16 protein-coding genes are annotated in these 19,335 nt (G+C 66.4%); 8 read left to right on the top strand and 8 right to left on the bottom strand.

The annotated features are described in order from the left end of the window. Together KTR9_RS28245 and KTR9_RS02400 are read left to right on the top strand one after the other, a co-directional pair. The gene (locus tag KTR9_RS28245) at positions 1-417 is read left to right on the top strand and encodes a DUF3761 domain-containing protein (protein ID WP_083889014.1); all 417 of its coding nucleotides are present in this window, start codon (positions 1-3) and stop codon (positions 415-417) included. A gap of 22 nt (positions 418-439) precedes the next feature. Continuing rightward, positions 440-1,165 carry a GNAT family N-acetyltransferase gene (locus tag KTR9_RS02400; RefSeq protein ID WP_014925061.1) on the top strand — a complete coding sequence of 242 codons (726 nt, stop codon included), beginning with the start codon at positions 440-442 and terminating at the stop codon, positions 1,163-1,165. Positions 1,166-1,184: 19 nt separating this feature from the next. Here KTR9_RS02400 and KTR9_RS02395 read toward each other — a convergent pair whose 3' ends face one another. Beyond that, the gene (locus tag KTR9_RS02395) at positions 1,185-2,141 is read right to left on the bottom strand and encodes a hypothetical protein (RefSeq protein WP_014925060.1); all 957 of its coding nucleotides are present in this window, start codon (positions 2,139-2,141) and stop codon (positions 1,185-1,187) included. Positions 2,142-2,292: 151 nt separating this feature from the next. Between KTR9_RS02395 and KTR9_RS02390 the strand changes: the two genes are divergently transcribed. Continuing rightward, positions 2,293-4,044 carry a DUF3556 domain-containing protein gene (locus KTR9_RS02390; protein ID WP_044505697.1) on the top strand — a complete coding sequence of 584 codons (1,752 nt, stop codon included), beginning with the start codon at positions 2,293-2,295 and terminating at the stop codon, positions 4,042-4,044. A 409-nt stretch (positions 4,045-4,453) separates the two neighbouring features. Here the strand turns inward: KTR9_RS02390 and KTR9_RS02385 are convergent, their stop codons facing one another. Both KTR9_RS02385 and KTR9_RS02380 read right to left on the bottom strand, forming a co-directional pair. Next, on the bottom strand, positions 4,454-5,539 hold the full coding sequence (locus tag KTR9_RS02385; RefSeq protein WP_014924910.1) for an IS110 family transposase: 1,086 nt from the start codon (positions 5,537-5,539) through the stop codon (positions 4,454-4,456). 128 nt (positions 5,540-5,667) lie between these two features. Then, the gene (locus KTR9_RS02380; protein ID WP_014925058.1) at positions 5,668-6,627 is read right to left on the bottom strand and encodes a DMT family transporter; all 960 of its coding nucleotides are present in this window, start codon (positions 6,625-6,627) and stop codon (positions 5,668-5,670) included. Positions 6,628-6,663: 36 nt separating this feature from the next. Here KTR9_RS02380 and KTR9_RS02375 point away from each other — a divergent pair, with 36 nt between their 5' ends. The 3 genes from KTR9_RS02375 to KTR9_RS02365 all read left to right on the top strand — a co-directional run bounded on the left by KTR9_RS02375 (position 6,664) and on the right by KTR9_RS02365 (position 9,648). After that, positions 6,664-7,260, top strand: a complete 597-nt coding sequence (locus KTR9_RS02375) for a TetR/AcrR family transcriptional regulator (RefSeq protein WP_044505695.1) — start codon at positions 6,664-6,666, stop codon at positions 7,258-7,260. 101 nt (positions 7,261-7,361) lie between these two features. Next, positions 7,362-7,838 (top strand): hypothetical protein, encoded by a 477-nt coding sequence (locus tag KTR9_RS02370; RefSeq protein ID WP_044507520.1) that lies wholly within the window; start codon positions 7,362-7,364, stop codon positions 7,836-7,838. 73 nt (positions 7,839-7,911) lie between these two features. Then, positions 7,912-9,648 carry a SulP family inorganic anion transporter gene (locus KTR9_RS02365; protein WP_014925055.1) on the top strand — a complete coding sequence of 579 codons (1,737 nt, stop codon included), beginning with the start codon at positions 7,912-7,914 and terminating at the stop codon, positions 9,646-9,648. Positions 9,649-9,670: 22 nt separating this feature from the next. Here the strand turns inward: KTR9_RS02365 and KTR9_RS02360 are convergent, their stop codons facing one another. From KTR9_RS02360 to KTR9_RS02345, 4 genes are all read right to left on the bottom strand, one after another. Next, positions 9,671-10,996 (bottom strand): PucR family transcriptional regulator, encoded by a 1,326-nt coding sequence (locus KTR9_RS02360; protein WP_044505693.1) that lies wholly within the window; start codon positions 10,994-10,996, stop codon positions 9,671-9,673. After that, positions 10,993-12,414 carry a phytoene desaturase family protein gene (locus KTR9_RS02355; RefSeq protein ID WP_014925053.1) on the bottom strand — a complete coding sequence of 474 codons (1,422 nt, stop codon included), beginning with the start codon at positions 12,412-12,414 and terminating at the stop codon, positions 10,993-10,995. Before KTR9_RS02355 ends, KTR9_RS02360 begins: the two co-directional genes overlap by 4 nt. Continuing rightward, the gene (locus tag KTR9_RS02350) at positions 12,411-14,273 is read right to left on the bottom strand and encodes a DUF3556 domain-containing protein (RefSeq protein WP_014925052.1); all 1,863 of its coding nucleotides are present in this window, start codon (positions 14,271-14,273) and stop codon (positions 12,411-12,413) included. Before KTR9_RS02350 ends, KTR9_RS02355 begins: the two co-directional genes overlap by 4 nt. Positions 14,274-14,394: 121 nt before the next feature. Further along, complete coding sequence (locus KTR9_RS02345) at positions 14,395-15,861, bottom strand: class I adenylate-forming enzyme family protein (protein WP_014925051.1); 1,467 nt, start codon at positions 15,859-15,861, stop codon at positions 14,395-14,397. Positions 15,862-16,135: 274 nt separating this feature from the next. On the opposite strand from KTR9_RS02345, the gene KTR9_RS02340 reads away from it, so the two are divergent. Further along, positions 16,136-17,638, top strand: a complete 1,503-nt coding sequence (locus KTR9_RS02340) for a sigma factor-like helix-turn-helix DNA-binding protein (RefSeq protein WP_014925050.1) — start codon at positions 16,136-16,138, stop codon at positions 17,636-17,638. A 16-nt stretch (positions 17,639-17,654) separates the two neighbouring features. Here KTR9_RS02340 and KTR9_RS02335 read toward each other — a convergent pair whose 3' ends face one another. Beyond that, positions 17,655-18,341 (bottom strand): AMP-binding protein, encoded by a 687-nt coding sequence (locus tag KTR9_RS02335; protein WP_274518057.1) that lies wholly within the window; start codon positions 18,339-18,341, stop codon positions 17,655-17,657. A gap of 298 nt (positions 18,342-18,639) precedes the next feature. On the opposite strand from KTR9_RS02335, the gene KTR9_RS02330 reads away from it, so the two are divergent. Then, positions 18,640-19,308, top strand: a complete 669-nt coding sequence (locus tag KTR9_RS02330; RefSeq protein WP_014925048.1) for an MspA family porin — start codon at positions 18,640-18,642, stop codon at positions 19,306-19,308. The last annotated feature ends 27 nt before the right edge of the window (positions 19,309-19,335 follow it).

Here is a 19,335-nt window from a genome sequence, read left to right as displayed (position 1 = left end):
ATGCCTACGATGACAGCGCGGCGAATCCTTGCTGGGCTCGCCGCAGTATTCGCACTGACCCTCGGCCTGTTGTTCACCGGAGCAGCCGCTGGAGGTGCGCCTGCGCACGCGAGCCCTGCCGTTCACAATGTCGATTACACATGTGGATCGGGATATTACGAGAACTCAGAGGGTAGCTGCATACCAGGTCCTGATGGTTCGCCGACCGGAATCCGCTGCAACGACGGAACATACAGTCACGCCGAGAACCGACAAGGTGCCTGTTCGCGGCACGGCGGCATCGCAGATGATTCTGGTGAGGCCGGAGCAGGGGGCGACGGAAGCGGCAGCGCCGAGCTCGGCTTCGGCAGTGCCGTGATCGGCAGTTCCGTGATCGGTATCGGATTCCTCAGCGCGCTGCTCTTCGGAAGCAGCTGACCTTCTCGAGTATCGTCGCCGTGTGACCGACCGCATCACCGACGAACGAGCACTCGAACACGGAGTTGCAGGTCACCCGCTGCTCGACAACCCGGCCCTCGCGGCCCTCACCGGACCGCACGCCCGCTTCGCCCAGCGCTACGGCGGGGCCCTGCGGTATCACCCAGACGTCTGCCCCATGGCGGCACTCCCTGACTCTCCCACCGGGCAGGACTGGTCAGATGCCGCCGAACTCGTCGGTCCCGGCGGTTCTCTGTTTCTGCCGGTGGTCTCGAATCGCCCACCCGCCGACTGGGATACGACAATGGACCTGCCCGGCGTCCAGATGATCGACGTCGGCGCCGACGCGAGACCAGACGACGAAGCCGTGACGCTCACGACTGCGGACGTGCCGGAGATGACCGACCTGGTCCAACGCACCCGCCCTGGGCCTTTCCGCCCGCGCACCATCGAGATGGGCACCTACCTCGGCATCCGACGCAACGACCGGCTGATCGCGATGGGCGGCGAACGGTTGAGCCTTCCGGGTTACACCGAGATCAGCGCCGTCTGCACCGCCCCGGAATTTCGCGGTCTCGGGCTCGCCTCACGACTCGTACTCGATCTGGCACACCGCATCCGGAATCGCGGCGACACCCCGATCCTCCATGCCGACGCCCGAAACGTCGGCGCGATCCGGTTGTACCAGCAACTGGGGTTCGTCGTTCGCCGAGAGGTTCTGTTCCAGGTCTTCACTGCACCGCAGTGACCGCACCGACCGATCTCGATCAGTTCCGCTTCAACGACTTCGCCAGCGGGGCGATCTCATCGAGGTAGATGGAAGCCAGCACGTCCGATTCGTCGGCCATGTGCCGCACCCGATCGGCCTCCGCTCGATCCCATTCGGTGGCGACGACGTGCTCGAAATCGTCGATCCCACCGACACGGTCGAGCCACTCCTGCTTCTCCTGACGCTGCTGGATCTGCGCGACGATCTGCCAGTAGCCGGCAAACGCCTCCAGACGCCGTACGAGTTCGTCGAGTCGGCCTGACAGCAGGAGCGACTTCTCGGCAAAGGTGGAAACCACTTCCGGGTCCGAAGCCAGGTGCCCCGACGGGGCCTCGCCGAGTATCGCGAACTGGTCTCGGAGGCCGACGGCAGCGTTCGCGATCGCGGTGACCTCGCCGGTCAGGTCGACGCGCACGGAGTGGCGATCGAAGAAGTCCAGCCGCCACGCGGGTATGTCACTGATGCGCTCGGCAACCGCAGCCGTCATCCACGCGATCTGTCCTACCGGGTCGGATGACAGGCGTCCGAGTTCGTCCGCCCCATGTCTGCCTCGGCCATCGGCATCGTCGGGTCCGTCGTCGCCGCGTTCCGCCGATCGACCACACCAGATGTCCGACGCCAGGACGACGAACCCGCCGGCATCCCTCGCCCCATCGTCAGCGCCAGGGTCAGCACTGTACAGTCGATCCCGAATCGCCCGGCACGCCCCCTGGCGCCGGGCCTGCGCCGATCGAAGGGTGGCGTCGAGGTCGCCCAACGGGTCGACCGGGGACTTCTCGGGCCCCCGCGCCGGGAGTGGGTTGTCGGAGGTCACCCGTGCGGCCGACCTCCGGTTGCGGATGTCGTCACGCATACCGCTGAACATCGCCGAGAACGCGCCGATCGCCATGCCCAGCAAGACCACGAGAGCAGCCGCGAGCACCACCACGAAGACGGCGACCACGACGTAGGTCATGGATCCAGTGAACCACGACCCTCGGGCTCGGTGGTCGGATTGACATCGAGGTCCGAGCCCTGTTCAGCGCGCGACCGAGAGCCGCGACCACGAACGAAGATCATCGCGAAGCGTCACCAAGCAAGCACTTGGTTTGCTAGTTTCTCCGTCGATGGGATTCCTGAAACAGACCACCCCGGAGATCGACTTCCCGACGTGGAGTCGCGGAACGCGCGCGGAGAAGATCAAGCCGATGGCCCGGCACTGGGCCGAAGTCGGGTTCGGGACGCCGGTGGCACTGCATCTGTTCTATGTGGGCAAGATCCTCGCCTACGTCCTCGTCGGCTGGGTCATCGTGATCAGCACCCCCGGCATCGACGGCTTCTTCGACGTCACCACCTGGTACGACGAGCCGATCGTCTTCCAGAAGGTCGTGTTGTACACGATGCTGTTCGAGGTCGTGGGCCTCGGATGCGGATTCGGTCCGCTGAACAACCGGTTCTTCCCGCCGTTGGGATCGATCCTGTACTGGTTACGGCCGAAGACCATCCGGCAGCCGCCGTGGCCGCGAATCCCGCTGACAGCCGGCGACTCCCGCGGTCCTGTTGATGTCGTTCTCTATGTCGCGCTCCTCGTCGTACTCGTCATCGCGTTGTTCAGCCCGGGGTCCGGCGCGATCCCCGAACTGGGCACGACGGTCGGCGTCCTTCCCAGCTGGCAGATCTGGGCCGTCGTGGGTCTGCTCGCGGCAGTCGGGTTACGCGACAAGACCGTCTTCCTCGCGGCGCGCGGCGAGGTGTACGGCGCGTTCGCGGTGGCGTTTCTGTTCAGCGGTGTCGACATGATCATCGCCGCCAAGTTGGTGTTCCTGTGCATCTGGCTCGGGGCGGCTACGTCGAAGCTGAACAAGCACTTCCCGTTCGTCATCGCGACGATGATGTCCAACAATCCGATCTGGCGGTCCCCGAAGATCAAGCGCAAGTTCTTCGAGCACTTTCCCGACGACCTGCGTCCGGGGCGCCGTTCGCGATGGATCGCCCACTTCTCCACGGCCGTCGAGGGACTCGTCCCGCTCGTCCTGTTCTTCTCGCACGGCGGGTGGGTGACCGCCGTCGCGGCATCGATCATGCTGATCTTCCACTTCGGCATCCTGTCGTCGATCCCGATGGGCGTGCCCCTGGAGTGGAACGTCTTCATGATGTTCGGCATCGTGGCGATCTTCATCGGTCATCCCGGCATCGGACTCACCGATCTCCAGTCACCCTGGCCGATAGCGCTCTTCGCAGCCTCCGCAGGTACCGTCATCGTCGGAAACCTGCTGCCGCGCAAGGTCTCGTTCCTACCGGGTATGCGGTACTACGCCGGCAACTGGGACACGGGCCTGTGGTGCATCAAGCCGTCGGCGTCGGCCAAGATCGAGAAGGGCATCGTCGCCATCGCGTCCATGCCGGCCGCGCAACTCGAACGCTTCTACGGCAGCCCCGAAGCGGCCCAGATCCCGCTGTACATGGGATATGCGTTCCGCTCGTTCAACAGTCACGGCCGCGCATTGTTCACGCTGGCGCACCGCGCGATGCGACCGATGCCCGAAGAGCAGTATGTGTTGACCGACGGCGAACGCATCTGCAGCACCGCGATGGGGTGGAACTTCGGCGACGGGCACCTCTCGAACGAACAACTCATCGAATCCTTGCAACGGCGTTGCCATTTCGAGCCAGGCGAGGTTCGGATCGTGCTGCTCGACGCGCAACCGATTCACCGCCAGACCCAGGAGTATCGTCTCGTCGATCCGGCGGTCGGTGAATTCGAACGGGGATACGTGCGTGTGGCCGACCTCGTCACCCGGCAACCGTGGGACGACCAGGTTCCGGTCACGGTCACCTGGCGCGCCGACGAAGGCCACGCGGACGAACCTGCCGGGTGAGGTGCGGCAGACGAGTCTGTATCGCGGATTGAAGTGCCGCAACGACTTCGATGGTTGCCCCGCAGCCCTTCGAGGCTCGGGGAGCAGTCGGCTCGTCGCTGATATGTAGTGCTGCTTTGTCAAGTTCCATGGCGAGTTGGCCTCCTTGCTAGGGGGCTGTAGTGGGGGTTGGCCACCCGCCGCGGTGTGTGGTGGTCGTTACTCGCGACGGTGTTGTCGGACTGATATACGCGGGTTGGTTACCGCTCAACGGTGTTCGACAGGAGATGAAAACGCTGACCGACGGGTCTATGTAAGCGTGCGTACCGTGCACCCAGAGGTGCTGGCGCACATAGCGACGCCGTGGATTCGTTCCCTGTTCACCACAGCACAGTCGCGGCGGGTGGCCAAGATTGTGTGTCAGTGCTGGTTAGTCGTCGAGCACCGCCAGCGACCAGCACCAGCCGGCGAGCTCACGAGCGATCGCGGTGTTGGCCACGCAGGGATGTTTGCTGCGGCGGTCGAATTGTTGCCAACGCTTGTGTAGCCGTCGGTTGCCGGCATGGCCACGGGCGCGGGCCGAGGGTGAGGCGGCCTCCCACCGACGGCGCATGGTCTGTCCGGGCGTGCCGTAGGGCCGCCGGTGTTGCCAGGCCGCCTCGACCAGCAACCGCCGCACGTGGGCGTTCCCGGCCTTGGTGATCGATCCCTGACTGCGGGTACCGCCGGTCGAGTATTCCGAGGGCACCAACCCGGCGTAGGGGCCGATCGTGGCGCCACTGAACCTCGACCAGTCGCCGATCTCGACGGCCAGAGCGAACGCGGTCAGCGTCGACACACCCCGCAGACATGACAATCGGGTGACAACAGCCCGCCACGGATCGGTGGCCGCGGTCTGTTCGATCAGCTCATCGAGGCGGTCTCGGCGTGCGGTCACGCTCAACACCGCGTCCAGGTCGTTGTCGAAGGCGGCTTGCAACAGCGGCAGCTCGAAACGTTGACGCTGCAGCCACTGTTGATGAACACCGGTCCAGGGTTTCCCGCCGGAGTAGACGATCCCCTGGCGCAGAAGCAGTTTGGACAATCGATGCCGCGCCCGCATCAGGTCGCTGCGAGCGTCCTCGCGGGCGCGGACCAGATCACGGGCCGCTTCGGTACCCTCCTCGGGCACACCGACCGCGACTACCTCGCCCAGGCGCAGCAACTTCGCCAGGTGCGCAGCGTCTCGGGCATCGGTCTTGACGCGGTCCCCGGCTGGCCGTTGCAGCTTCGAGGGCGCGGCAACCACACACTCCATCCCGGCCGCAGTGATCGCCCGAGCCAATCCGAAACCCGTCGGACCGGCCTCGTAGGCAACCCGCACAGGCGGAGCCAAGCTGTGAAGCCAGCTCACGATGGTCGCCGCATCGGGAACCAACGTCTCCCGAATCACGTTGCCGCTGTCCTCATCGATGGCGTGAGCGACCACCGAACGTGCGTGAACATCCAATCCGACACTTGTACCCTGAACAATCACCGGAGGCCTCCTGATCTGCAATGTGGTGCTACCGCCGAGTGTGAACTCAGCAGCAGCAACCCACGATGTGTTTGCAGCTTGAGGCCTTCGGCCCCAAGGCCCTCATACCGTCTATCGCTCCTCACACCTCAGGGAGCGGCAGTTGCTGTACGCGCTTCCGCCTCGCGCCGCTCGCGGGCTTCTGATGACGGCGGACGATTCACCACCCAGGTGGCGCCGCAGGCCATTGCCAGACCGAGACCCGTTGCCCATCCGAAGGGTTCGCCGTACATCGCCGTCCCCCACAATGCCGTGACGGGCGGCATGAGGAACATCAGCGTGTTGACCGAGGTGACGCCGGATCGTCGTAGGAGCACCCAGTACAACCCGTAGCCACCGATTGTGGACAGAACCGTCAGCCAGGCGATCGCCAACCAGAAGGTGCCATCCGCGGGCGGTACCGCCACTCCCGCGAGAAGTCCTGCCGCAGTGAAGATCACCGCGGACGCCCCGCAGTGGATCGCCAGGACGACCGTGGGTGAGGGCGAGTCGTCGACGCGTCGTTCGAGAAAGGTGGCCGCGACGAGTGCAGCCATTCCGAGCAGGGGTATGAGGTAGGCCCACCAGGGCGCAGCTGCCGAGGATGCCGCGTCCGACCAGGTCACGAGAACGACACCCGCCGCACCGACGAGCAGACCCCACCACTGGCGTCGATGGGTGACCGCACCGAGCAGCGGACCCGCCAGTGCGGCGACGACCAGCGGTTGGACGCCGTCGATCAGTGCGGTCGTCCCGGTGCTGACACCCAGCGCGATCGCCCAGTACACCGTGACCGTGTAGCCCGCTTGGGAAAGACCCCCGACCACGAGCTGGGAACCGAACCACCTCAGTGACATCGGCGCCAGACCCCGCCGACGCCACAGGAAGTACACAGCGCCGCCGAGCACGGCCGCCACCACCAGGAATCGCCACATGAGGATGGTGAGCACCGACGCCTCGGCGGCTCCCAGCTTGGCCCCGATGAATCCCGACGACCAACAGACGACGAACGCCGCCGACATCGCGAAGGTCACCCACCGCGCCGGTATACCGATCTGTGAAGTCTGCATGGATGCGACTTTACCGATCGGTGTAGTGTTTGTCATGTGACCGCCGAGACCGCACCCCCGACCGTGGACTGGACACCCAAGGCCCGACTCATCCTCGAGGCGGCCTCCGAGCTGTTCTACGAGCGCGGAATACATGCGGTCGGCGTGGACTCCATCGCGGAGGCCGCGGGCGTCACGAAACGCACGCTCTACGACCGCTTCGGTTCCAAGGAGCAGGTGGTCGTCGAGTATCTACGCGCCCGCAACGCCGCCTGGCAGGAGTTCCTCCGGTCCCGACTCGACGCAGCCGACCCGACGCCGGGCGCCCGACTCGCGGCGGTCTTCGACGCGACGCGGGACTGGTCGGCCGCCCGAGGCCACAAGGGGTGCGCGATGATCAACGCGCACGCCGAGATCAGCGATCCCGACCACCCGGCGTATCCGATCATCGTGGGGCAGAAGCACGATCTGCGTGACCTTCTCACCTCGATCGCCACCGATGCCGGGAGCCCCGATGCGAGCGCACTGGCACGACGGTTGTTCATCCTGCACGAGGGCGCGCTGGTGACCGCCGGGATGGGAGTCGAACCCGATGCCCTCGACGCCGCTCGGGACGTCGCGCTCGAGATGATCGGCGGGCCGCAGGCGAATTGACGAACTCTTAGCGGCGAGATGTGTTCCGCAACAACGCCGTGCGGAGTAGATCTGATCCGGTGACCTTGTTCGACCTACTGCCCTCACTGAAAGGCGTCACCGTGACCAGAACGTTCGAAACCGCAACGTGGGGAACCGAGCTGCGCTCCTGCGGCGCGGACGTCGTCGCCGGCGACCTCTCGCTCCGCGCGGAATCGCTGCATCGCAAGATCGCGTTCTACCTCGATGCCGATGGTGAACCGGTCTGCCAGTCCTTGTGCCCTACCTCGGTGTGGTTCCCCACGCTGGTCACCCGGATCACCTCTGCGGTCGTCGCACGCGGTCGCGTCGTCGTCCACGTCGACGCCACTCTCCCGCTCCACTCCGCGCTGCTCGACGTCGCGTTCCCCGGGTCGCACCTCGCGGGCGCCACCATGGCCGACATCACCGTGGTCGATCTCTCCCGGCATCGTCGCACCATGCACGCCGAGGTCCCCGCCCACCTCACGGTCACCGGCACCATCGCGCTGGCGCTGTCGCCCGTGATCCCGCCGCGGACACCGACCCAGCGGAACGTCTCTCGGTCCGTCACCGCCTGACCCGTTCGAACCGGACACGATATCGACTCGGCAAAGAGAAGCCGAAACCGCCGCAGAGGCCCATAATCGCTTGATGCAACCGGAAACGGTGTCACGGTTCCTGCCCGGGCTGGGAGTACTCCGCGGCTACGAGAGGTCGTGGTTGAAGGGCGACATCGTCGCCGGCATCGTGCTGACCGCCTTGCTGATCCCCGCAGGCATGGGATACGCGGAGGTCGCCGGCCTTCCACCGGTGACCGGCCTCTACGCGACGGTGATCCCACTGCTCGTCTACGCCGTCGTCGGACCGTCGCGCATCCTCGTCCTCGGCCCAGACTCGTCGCTGGCCCCGATCATCGCGGCGTCGATCATCCCGCTCGCGGCCTTCGACGCGGAGCGGATCGCGCTCGCCGGAGTCCTCGCCATCGAGGTCGGCGTTGTCCTGCTGATCGGCGGACTGCTCCGACTCGGTTTCGTCACCGATCTCCTGTCCAAGCCGATCCGGATCGGTTACCTCAACGGGATCGCGCTGGTCGTCGTGCTCAGCCAGTTGCCGAAACTGTTGGGCTTCGGCGTCGACGGCGATTCGGTCATCCAGGAGGCGATCAACATCGTCAAGGGCGTCGCGTCCGGCGACGCCGAATTGCTTCCGTCGGTCATCGGCATCGCCTGTCTCATCCTGATCTTCGGGCTCAGGTATTGGCGCAAGGCCATCCCGGGTGTACTCGTCGCGGTGGTTGCCTCGATCGTCGCGGTGGCGGTGTTCGGCTGGTCCGACGACCTCCCGGTCGTCGGCGCCATGCCTCGCGGCTTCCCGTCGCCGTCTCTGGAAGGCGTGACACTCGACGACGTCATCAGCCTCATCGGCCCGGCAGTCGGTATCGCGCTGATCGCCTTCGCGGACACCAGCGTGCTGTCGCGGACCTTCGCGGCTCGCGCCGGCGACCAGGTCGACGGCAGCCAGGAGATGGCGGCCATCGGCACCGCGAACATCGCCACCGGGTTCCTGAGCGGATTCGCGATCTCGGCGTCGTCGTCCCGGACCCCGGTGGCCGAACAGGCCGGGGCCAAAACGCAACTCGCCTCGGTCGTCGGGGCGCTCCTGATCGTGGTGTTCATCTTCATCGCACCGGGGGTCACCGCCTACCTCCCGTCGGCCGCGCTGGCCGCCGTGGTGATCGCCGCAGCGATCTCTCTCATCGACATCTCCGGCGTGGTCGCGCTGTTCCGCGCCAACTGGGTCGAGGGCGCGCTGTCGATCGCCGCCTTCCTGGGCGTCGCGCTGATCGGTGTCCTGCAAGGCATTCTGGTCGCGATCGGCCTGTCGTTCATCGCGTTCGTGAACCTCGCATGGCGTCCGTACCGGACGGAACTCGGCCGGGTTCCGGGAGTGCGCGGCTACCACGACGTGACCCGCCATCCCGAGGCCGAACGCATCGACGGCGTGCTGATCATCCGTTTCGACGCACCACTGTTCTTCGCCAACGGCGGCATGTTCGACGACTACGTCCGCGGCAAGGTCCGCGAGGCGAGAAAGGCCGGGCGAGAACTGCACACCGTGATCATCGCGGCCGAACCCATCGTCGACATCGACGCCACCGCGGTCGACGAACTCGTCGAGCTCGACGACTATCTCCGCACCCACGACATCACACTCGTCTTCGCGGAGATGAAAGACCCGGTGCGAGACATACTCCGACGCTATGACCTCCGTGTCGACGGCGAACCCCGGTTCGACGACTCGCATTTCGCGCCCACGACCGGCGCGAAGATCGACGAGATCACCGGGCAACCCCGGCGGGACATCGAGCGATCGGACGACCAGGCCTGACGCCACGACCGGCCACCGACACTCAGCGCGCGAACATCACCGGGCCGAGGAATTCGCAGACCGTCAGCGCCAGAGCGAGATCCAGGCGGTCACGGTCTCCCGGGACCTCGGCGAGTGCCTTGCCGATGCGGTACTTCACCGTGTTGCGATGAAGGTTGAGTCGTTCGGCGGTGTGGAGATGGCTCTCCTTTGTGGCGAGGTACACCGAGAGCGTCTCCCGCAACATGGAGGCGTTGGCGGTGTCCTCGGCGAGCCCACCGAGGACCTCGTGGACCCAAGCCCGCGTCGACTCGAGATCCTGCGCCAGAAGAGACACCACGGCCACGCCCCGGTCACCGAATCCGATCACCCGGTCCGCCGCACCACCCGGCATGGACGCCACGGAGTAGGCGGCGCGCGCCTGCTCGTGCGTTCGCCGAAAGCCCCGTGCCCCGGATGCGGGCATCCCCACCGCGACGCGGACACCCGCCGGAACGGTTGAGCGCACCGTGATCACCGACGAGTCGTCGGTGACGTCCCTACCGGTCAGCGGAATCCACGCCCACACGGTCGAACGGTCGATGGCGGTGACGATCGGCGTGACGCCCCCGCCGAGTCGGGCGCCGAGTTCGCGGGCCGCATGGGTGAGCCCGATGAGTTCGCGCGGTTCGTCCTCGGACGACCAGAGGATCAGCGCAAGATGACGCTGGTCGAGCTGGTACCCGGTCTCGGACTCGAATGCGCGCTCATCGGGTTCGGCACTGTCGAGGAACGAGAGGATGGCCGCTGACTGGACGTTCCCTTCGACCCCCAGCCAACGCCGGCGCTCGTCCTCGTACGCCTCGAACACGTACAGGGAGATCCAGTCGATGTAACCGAACAGCACGTCGGAGATGTGCCGTGTCAGCGCCATCGATTCCCCCGCATCGAGGTCGAGATCTTCGACCAGTCGATAACATCGGCGCATCACGCTGTTCTGCCCCAGATGGTAGGCCCGGACGAGCGAGTTCGAGGGCACGTCCCGTTGTGCCAGTCGCAGTGCGTATTCCACCGCGGCTGTGGTCGGTTGCAGGTGCTCGATCGGGATGTCGTTCGCGAGGACGTGGATGATCGTGGAGACGTTGCCGTGCACACTCGCCTCGAGCAGTTCCACGAGTTTGGGGTCGGTGTCGAGCTGATCGATCTCGCGGGCCATCATGGCACTCAATTCCGAGACGATGTCGGACACGTTGTCCTGCAGTGCCTTCGCGATCACAGCTGCTTGCTCGAGCAGTTCGGACCCGGCGGACGCGGGAACCCCTGCAAGCCGGTCGCGCGCGGCGTCCCCCGCCGGAGTCCGCAGCGCCCGCGACGGTCGCGAGGCAGTCATCGTGACGACCGCGCGTACCGCAGCGCCGACTCCGCGGCGTGGTAGCCGCACAACCCGTGGATACCGGCACCCGGCGGACTGGCCTGTGAGCAGATGTACACGCCCGGAACGCCGATCGCGTACGGATCGAGCGCTGCCCGGGGCCGCAGGACCATCTGCAGGCCGTCGTTCGCGCCGCCGATGATGTCCCCACCCGCGAAGTTGGCGTTGGATGCGTGAAGCTGTTCGGTACCCGCGCTCGCCGTCGCCACGATCCGGTCGCGGAACCCGGGCGCGAACCTCTCGATCTGGGCGACGACCTGTTCGGTGGCATCACCGTCGAAGCCACGAGGGACGTGCGCGTAGGCATAGATCGGATTGAGCCCGCCCGCGCTGCGACCGGGGTCGGCGATGTATTGCTGGCCGAGCAGGACGAACGGCCGCGGAACCATCACCCCTGCCGCTCGCTGTCGCTCCGCGTGCGCGATCTCGTCGAAACCCCCGCCGAGATGCACTGTCCCGGCGCGCAGGCACTCCGGATTCGACCACGGGATGTCACCGTCGATCGCGAAGTCGACCTTGTATGCCGACGACCCGATTCGATAACGCCGGTACGAGCGGCGAATTCGGGTCGGCATCTCGTCGCCGAAGATCGAGAGAACCTGGGCCGGGGACAAGTCCAGCAGCGTGATGTCCGCCGGCGGCAGGTCGGCACGCGAGCTCACCCGGACCCCGGTCTCGATCTTGCCGCCCGAATCCCGCAGCGCCCCGACGATCGCCGCGGTGATCGCTCCCGATCCGCCTTCGGCCACCGGCCAGCCGTAGCGGTGTCCGCTCGCCGCGATCATCAGCCCGAGGGAAGCGGTGAGGGGCCGGTCCAAGCGGGAGAACAGGTGTGCCGCGATCCCGCCGTAGAGCGCACGGGCCCGCTCGGTGCGGAACCAGCGGGCGAGCGCGGTGGCCGGCAGGATGGCCCGGGGCCCGAACGACGCGAGCCGGATCGGGTGACCGGGTACGCGGACGATCGGGCGGAGCAGATCGTCGCCGAGGTCATCGAAATGCTCGGCGAGATCACCGAACATCGCCTTCCAGCGCGGTCCGTCGGCGCCCAATCCCGCCGCCGTGGCGTCGATCGACCGGAACAGCAGGCCGGCGTCGCCGGAATCGAGAGGATGTGCGCAGTCGGCTTCGGGCCACTTCCACACCAGCCCGTATCGTTCGAGACCCACCTCGGCCCAGAACGGCGAGCCCACGCCCAGCGGATGAAAAGCCGAACAGTGGTCGTGGATGACGCCCGGCACCGTCAGTTCCCCCGACCGTGCCCCACCACCGACGGTGTCGGCCGCCTCCAGGACCTGCACGTCGACACCGTTGCGCGCCAGGTGCAGAGCGGCGGCGAGCCCGTTGGGCCCGCCGCCGACCACGACAGCTGTGGTCACTGCGGCGCCTGATCGGTCAGCCGGACCGGCGTCGCGCTGCGATCATCGGAGCGCATCTGCGGTTCATGCACCACCTCAGGATCGGTGACGGCGCGGTGAGCGTCAACGTCGAGGCTCCAGTCGACCTGGAACGGAATGGGGCCGTTCGGCAGCCACGGTTGCTCGTTCACCGCATCGGTCACCCGGTAGGTCCCGGTCTCGATCACACCCAGCGCCGCGTCGATCACCTTGAATCGCTGTGTTCCCCGGTGGATCGGCTGGGACTCGATCCAGGCCACCGTGAACTCGCCCGGCGCGAAGTCACACCGCCTCTGCAGAGCCGCGATGAGCCGTTCGTCGTGGAGGTGCCCGTCACCGAAGTTGAAGGCCACCAGGGAGTTACACGAGAACTCCGCCTCGCGCAGTGTGTAGGTGTCGATGTCCGAGCCGAGGTGACGGATCATCAGCGAATACAGCGCTCGGCCCTGACTGTGCAGAGAACGCCACGCCAGCAGCTGGTGCATCACGACGTCGGCCACGTCTGCCGGATACGACCCGAGCAGCTGGGTGCGGGTGTTCTTCGCGGGACGCACGATGTGCTGGTCGAGCTTCTCTTCGGCACCGGGTGCGAACGCCCAGGTGGCCGATGCCCAGTTACCCGCGTACTGCCGCATCGACGGAAGGAACGAGACCAGGTCTGGACGCAGGTTGCCGAGTACGGGGAAGAAGCAGAGCGCAACACCGATCAGCACCATCGCCCACGGCATCGATGTGTCGGATAGCGCGTAACCGTCCCAGGCCGGGAAGCCGAGGAACAGGAACACCGAGGCATACGCGAAGAGCAGGTTCCATTCGAGCGGAACGGCCAGGGGAAAGGTCGACAGGATGAACAAGTGGAAGCACACCATGAGGACGACCGCGGCCACGGTGAGCGTCTTGCTGGTCGAGAACAGCAGGACCAGCGGCGTGACGACCTCGACGATGGTGCCCAGGACGTGCCCGACTCCCCCGGCCAGCTTCGACGGCCGCATGTCCTCGGGGAAGTTGCGATAGTGCGCCCGCTTGATCTTCGTGCTCGGCACCCACGGGGTGTTCGACAGCATCGGTGGGATCACCATCGAGAAGTGATGTCCCAGCTTGGAGACACCGGCGCCGACCCACACCGACACGATGAGCAGTTTGAGCGCCAGGATCATGTCGAGGAACGGCAGGAAGCCGAAGAAGATCATCGCCGGGAGATACTGCTCGGAGCGCGCGGCGATGAAGATGACCTTGTCGCGCAGGCCGATCACCACGAGCAGCGCGATGAGCGGGTACATCAGGACGGGGTTCACCAGGCCCTGGTTGTCACTCATCGCTGAGTCCAGTGAACTCGATGCGACTCCCGGAAGCGCGATCGCCACAGCGAGATTCGCGAGGATCAGGGCGTAGACCGCGATGTCGAACGCGGTGCGGGAGTCCCCCTTGGTGAAGGGCACCTTCCCCGGCCACGGTGGGAGCCGGATGGTCTGGGGACGAAGCCAGTACAGAAACCCACCGGTCATGGGTTTGAAATGACCGGCCAGTGGTCCCCACGACCCCCCGATACCCAGGACCTCCACCAGAACGGTCCACAAGACCAACTTCTGATAGACGACCGGCTGGTTCCACCACTCGGCCACGTGCAGCGGATCGAGTCCGGATGTCAGGGTCGCGAGCGCGATCCCGACGCCGCCGTAGAAGACGAAGACCTTCATCAGATAGATCAGATGCACCATCTTCGGCGTGCCGAAGCCATGATCGGCCCAGTGTGCCCCGAGGACGCGGATCCGGTCGAAGAACGGCCGCTGGAGAAATGTCTCCGGTTCCACCTGGGGGAAGGCTGGTTGGGTGAATCCCATTGCTGTGCACTCCTTGTCGTTTGTCTGTTGTCGGGTGGTGCGCCATCGCCGGTGTCGGCGCGCGGTTCACCGCCCTCGGTGTCGGGGTCGAGCGTCGGGGTCGGGCGGGGTGAGTGAGGGATCAGGCGGTCTGCGGACTTCGGAGACCCGACCGCAGCGCGGGCTTGTCGATCTTCCCGACAGGATTGCGCGGGAGTTCGTCGACGATGTGGATGATGCTCGGTCGCTTGATCTTTGCCAGCCGGTCGGCGAGGTGATCACCCAGGACCTCCGCGTCCACTCCGCGGTGTGGGTATGGGACGACGAACGCGACGGGCAGCTCGCCGTAGAGTTCGTCCGGCGCCCCCACGACCGCGCACTCGAGTACGTCGGGATGGGTGGCGAGGGCGTTCTCGATCTCCTTGGGGTAGATGTTCTCCCCGCCCCGGATGATCATGTCCTTGATCCGGTCGACCAGAGTGAGGTAGCCGTCCTCGTCGAGGCGGCCGACGTCACCGGTGTGCAACCGGCCGTCGACGATGGTCGCAGCGGTCTCCTCAGACCGGTTCAGATAGCCGCGCATGACATTCGGTCCACTGATGACGACTTCACCGATTTCGCCGACGGGCACCTCCGCGCCCTGTTCGTCGACGATGACGATCTGCTGACCCGGAAGCGCAGGGCCCACGGTCCCGAGTTTGCGGACCCCGTCGATCGGATTGCAGGCCGACGCACAGGTGCCCTCCGTCAGGCCGTAGCCTTCGACGACTGGTATTCCGAAGGCGCCCTCGACCCGGTCGAGCAGTTCCCTGGAGATCGGGGCGGCCCCACACACCGCGAACCGGAGGGGACCGGTGGCCTCGGCGGTGAGCCCGTCCTGCGATACGAGAAGCGCGTAAATCGTTGGTACGGCCGAGAAATACGTCGGGGTGAGTCGTGCGACGTCGTCGAAGAACCGCGACGGCGAGAATCGTCCGGTGATGCTCAGCTGTCCGCCCGCGAGCATCGGGGCCAGAAAGCTGATGCAGATGGCGTTCACATGGAACAGCGGCAACACCAGGAGCGCATGGTCGGCCTCGGTGAGACCGAAGTGCGTCACCATCGTCGACGCCATGTAGTGCAGGTTGCCGTGCGACAACCGGACGCCCTTGGGCCTGCCGGTGGAACCGGAGGTGTAGACCAGCAGTGCGTCATCGTCGGCCGCCGGCGGATCCGACCCCCGCCAGCCCGGACTCGGCGCGGTCGCCAGCTCATCGGCCACGAGATGGACACGGCCGGGCCCACTTCCTCCGGCGCTGGTGCCGATCACGACTCGTGTCCCGGAGTCCGCCAGCTGATACTCGGCCTCCTCGGAGGTGAAGGCCGGGTTGACCGGTGTGGCGACCGCGCCGATCCGCCATGCCGCCATCAACGTCACGAGGAGTTCGACCCTGTTGGGCAGGAAGGTCGCCACCACGTCCCCCCGTCGAACGCCAAGGCTGGTGAGCTGTTCGGCGAGACCCTCGACACGCCGGGCGAAGCCGGCGTAGTCCAGCGCGAGAACATCATCGCGAACACACGGGGCGTCGTCGCGGTGGGTCAGGTCCCATGCGAAGTACGTGCTGGTCACCGGGGTGCCTCCAAGATCCTCGTCGTCGATGTGATCCAGAACACTATGAAAATGCGAGCGGAACGGAAACGGTCGCGGAGGCCAGACTTCGTCCGGACCTTTGTGCTCGGGGGACAATCCGGACCGAGGGCACCGTCGTCCGTTCGAGCGGTCCATCCGCCATGTCCCGGTAGCCTGTGATGTGCTCAGCGCGGGCCCCGCGAGCGCTCCCCCGAACTCGAGCCGGGCCATCGTTCCACCGACGTCACCCAGACCCGTTGAGGAAGCCTCACCGATGACCGCGCACGCCGACGGACCCTCGTCGTCGAGACGTTCCCCGGGCGACCTGCGCGCGCTCGCCGCGGTAGCCGAGTTCGACGCCGCACTCACCGACCAGGAGCGGCGGGTACTCACCGAGCGCATCTACGCCGGCAGACCTCGTACGCAGGCCGAGGTCGCCGACCTCCTCGGCCTGTCGCGCGAGCGCGTCACCAAGATCGACCGGTCCATCCGACACCGCCTGGCCGCGCTGATCGACGCGGATCGTGCTCTCGCCCAGTTGTCGGCGACGATCAACCTGCGGGCCGCTCCACTCGCGGACGCCGTCCAGCTCACCGCGGACTCGACTCTCGCGGGATCGCCGGTGGGCGACGCCGAAGCCCCCTGCTGGCGGGTGGTGGCCGCGGCGTCGGGTTTGCGTACCAGCGAGGACTGGATCATCCGGGGCACCTTGCGCTCGGTCGCCGAGTTCACGAAGTCGGCCGTCTCGGAGGCGGCGCTTCCCGGTGGGGTGGCTCCGATCACCACGATCGCCGATCATCTGGGTTTGTCCGACGATTCGGCCGCGCGATGGCTGCGGCGGGTGGGGTACGAACTGATCGACGGTCATGCGATCTCCACGCGATCGACCACGGGCGCGATCGTCGCCGCGGTGCTCTCGATACGCGGCGCGGCAATGACCTTCGCCGAGATCGTCGATGCGACTTCCGCGATTCCGCGCGCCCACAACAGTATTCGCAACGCACTGGCGTCGGATTCGCGTATCGTCAAGACCGACCGCACCCGCTACGGTCTCGCCGAGTGGGGCCTTCCGCGATACGAGCCGGTGCACCTGCAGATCGGTGCGATCCTGGCGGACGGTGACGGGGCCGCACCTATCGACGAGGTCATCGCGACGATCCGCGGCCGACACGACGTCAGCGAGGCCACCATCCGCGCATACGCCGGCGCCGGTGAGTTCCAGATACGTGGCGGCGTCGTCACCCGGCGCGAGTGGGCGCACCGCCCCCGGCGAACCCCGGGACGGACGCGCGGTCTGTATCGCGAGGACGACCTCGTGCACTGGGCCACGACGATCACGCCCGCACAATGTCGCGGAACGGGATTCAACATCCCCAGCGCCGTCGCCGGCCTCCTCGGCATCGGACCTGGTTCCCCGGTTACCCTCGAGACCTCGCTGGGTACGCAGACTTTCACGTGGGCGTCGGTCCAGGCGCGGTCCGGTTCGATCCGACGGTTCATCGACGCACTCGAACTCGCACCGGGTACACCGGTGTTCTTCGACTTCGGGCCGCGCACGTTCGCCGTTCGACGGGCCGAGCTCTCCACCGCGTCGCCGACCGCCGCCATCCTGACTCGAATAGGCCGTCGCCCGGCACGGCTCACCAGACCTCGCCTCATCCGGGTGCTCGCGGAATCGCTCTGGCTCCCAACGGATTCAACACTCGACGACGTTGTCGACCTCCTCGTCCGACGCCGTGAGGCCGACCTCGCCGACCGGGTCGCCGCGATGCGCTGAGGCTTCGGACGCCCGGTCACCGAGCGGCCGGGGCTCCCCAGTCGGGCACCCCGAACGGGGCATCGACCGCAACGCACGCGCCGGCCGACGCACAGGCGAGGATGCGGACCATGGTCTCGCGGGTGCCGAGATCCCCTTCGAGTCCGACACGTGCACCACGATGCAATCCGTCGTGCTCGGCCACCCATTCCGCCTCGGCGACGAGTTGGCGCGCAGTGTCGAGAGACCCCGCGTCGAGGTCGGCGAGCAGGCCACCCTCCCCACGCACCGGATCGGGTCCGCCGAGAGCGGCGAGTACGAAGTCGTCGGCAACCCGGTACATCGCGCGGGAGCGACTCTGGTGCGCAACGGCTTCGACGAGGTCCTCGACCTCGACGCACTGGTCGATGTGGGCGAACACGAAGCCGATGTCGTCCGATCCGGCCGGTGCGCGGCGTGGGTCGAGGACGATCGGCACGGTCACGGCGTCGACCTCGAGAAGTGAATGCCAGGCGAGGATGAACTCCCAGCCCGTGTGGATCGCGAGACCCACCCGGCTCCCCGGGGTGACCCCGCAGGAGGCCAGCTGCTCGGCCATCCACTCCACGGACTCATAGAACCGTTCGTAGTCGATGACGGCATCACCGGTGTGCACCGCGGGCAGCGCACCGTGGGAGTCGTGGGCTGCGCTCAGCAGTGAACACGATACCGGTGTCCGAATCACACGTCCCCGCTTGTAAGACGAGTTCGCCTGCAAAGCAACCGAACTCGAGACCTTCGCGTGCGAGACCACCACCAGCGCGCGCCGGCAAGATTCTCACGCCTTGCAAAGGTTAGGCTACCTTTACCAGCCGGGAGCGTGTCAACCCCACTACATAGTTTTTCACTCATCTCGTATTTAGGGTACGTTCACCAACGATCGCCACCCTGCCGCAGCTGACGGGCTCATCCCCCTGCGATGAGTTCTCGACGCATGCGACATCCCGTCCTCGGGCGGGTAGATGAAACGAGGAGAGCACGAGATGACACAACGAACCTTGCGGGCCGTCGGACTGTCCGCACTCATCGGCGGATCGGTGACCGCCGCGCTGCTCGCCGGCGCCGCGTCGGCGGGTGCGGACGCATTCGTCCGCCTACCGGACGGCACCGCGACCGGTGACGGCATCCGGATCGTACGGTCCGAGGAGAGCGCACGGGTGTCTGCCTCGATGGCCGCCAACGGCGTGTCCAGGACCACCTGGGTCAGCGGTCAGATCACGCTGTATGCACCGAATCTCAAGCCTGCCAAGGCAGGACCGAGCGTCGGCGCCGCCGGCGAGACGACACTGCCCGGGAGCAACGGCACCGCGACGAACGGCGCCGCCGCCACCCTATCCACCGGTTACATCATCGGATGCCAGGTGAACATCAAGGGCCTCCAAGGCGGTCTGTCCGGATCGCTGACCCCGACCGCACCGTCCCTGTCGGGGACCCTGACCGTTCCGCTGGCTGCAGGCGACGTGACGTTCGTGGTGTTGAACACCAAGAACATCGAGAAGGCCGGCACCTACCACCTCGTCTACGACGACGCGCAGATCGATGTGCAGAACTGCGGCGGATACGCCCAGGCGCGTGCGTTCACCACGATCGAGACGACCGGCGAGGTGCACCAGAAGGTGAACCTCTACGGCAAGCCGTTCTCCATCGGCTGACCGCGAAACCGTTGACCATGACCATGA

Origin of the sequence: Gordonia sp. KTR9, from assembly GCF_000143885.2 — a bacterium.
Lineage (GTDB): Bacteria > Actinomycetota > Actinomycetes > Mycobacteriales > Mycobacteriaceae > Gordonia.
The sequence above is the reverse complement of the archived record's forward strand: the minus strand, read 5'-3'. Positions and strand labels throughout refer to the sequence as shown.

Coding starts and splice junctions, on each gene's coding strand:
- KTR9_RS02340 (WP_014925050.1), top strand. CDS start 16,136: ATGACCGCGCACGCCGACGGACCCTCGTCGTCGAGACGTTCCCCGGGC.
- KTR9_RS02365 (WP_014925055.1), top strand. CDS start 7,912: ATGCAACCGGAAACGGTGTCACGGTTCCTGCCCGGGCTGGGAGTACTC.
- KTR9_RS02330 (WP_014925048.1), top strand. CDS start 18,640: ATGACACAACGAACCTTGCGGGCCGTCGGACTGTCCGCACTCATCGGC.
- KTR9_RS02395 (WP_014925060.1), bottom strand. CDS start 2,141: ATGACCTACGTCGTGGTCGCCGTCTTCGTGGTGGTGCTCGCGGCTGCT.
- KTR9_RS28245 (WP_083889014.1), top strand. CDS start 1: ATGCCTACGATGACAGCGCGGCGAATCCTTGCTGGGCTCGCCGCAGTA.
- KTR9_RS02380 (WP_014925058.1), bottom strand. CDS start 6,627: ATGCAGACTTCACAGATCGGTATACCGGCGCGGTGGGTGACCTTCGCG.
- KTR9_RS02360 (WP_044505693.1), bottom strand. CDS start 10,996: ATGACTGCCTCGCGACCGTCGCGGGCGCTGCGGACTCCGGCGGGGGAC.
- KTR9_RS02390 (WP_044505697.1), top strand. CDS start 2,293: ATGGGATTCCTGAAACAGACCACCCCGGAGATCGACTTCCCGACGTGG.
- KTR9_RS02350 (WP_014925052.1), bottom strand. CDS start 14,273: ATGGGATTCACCCAACCAGCCTTCCCCCAGGTGGAACCGGAGACATTT.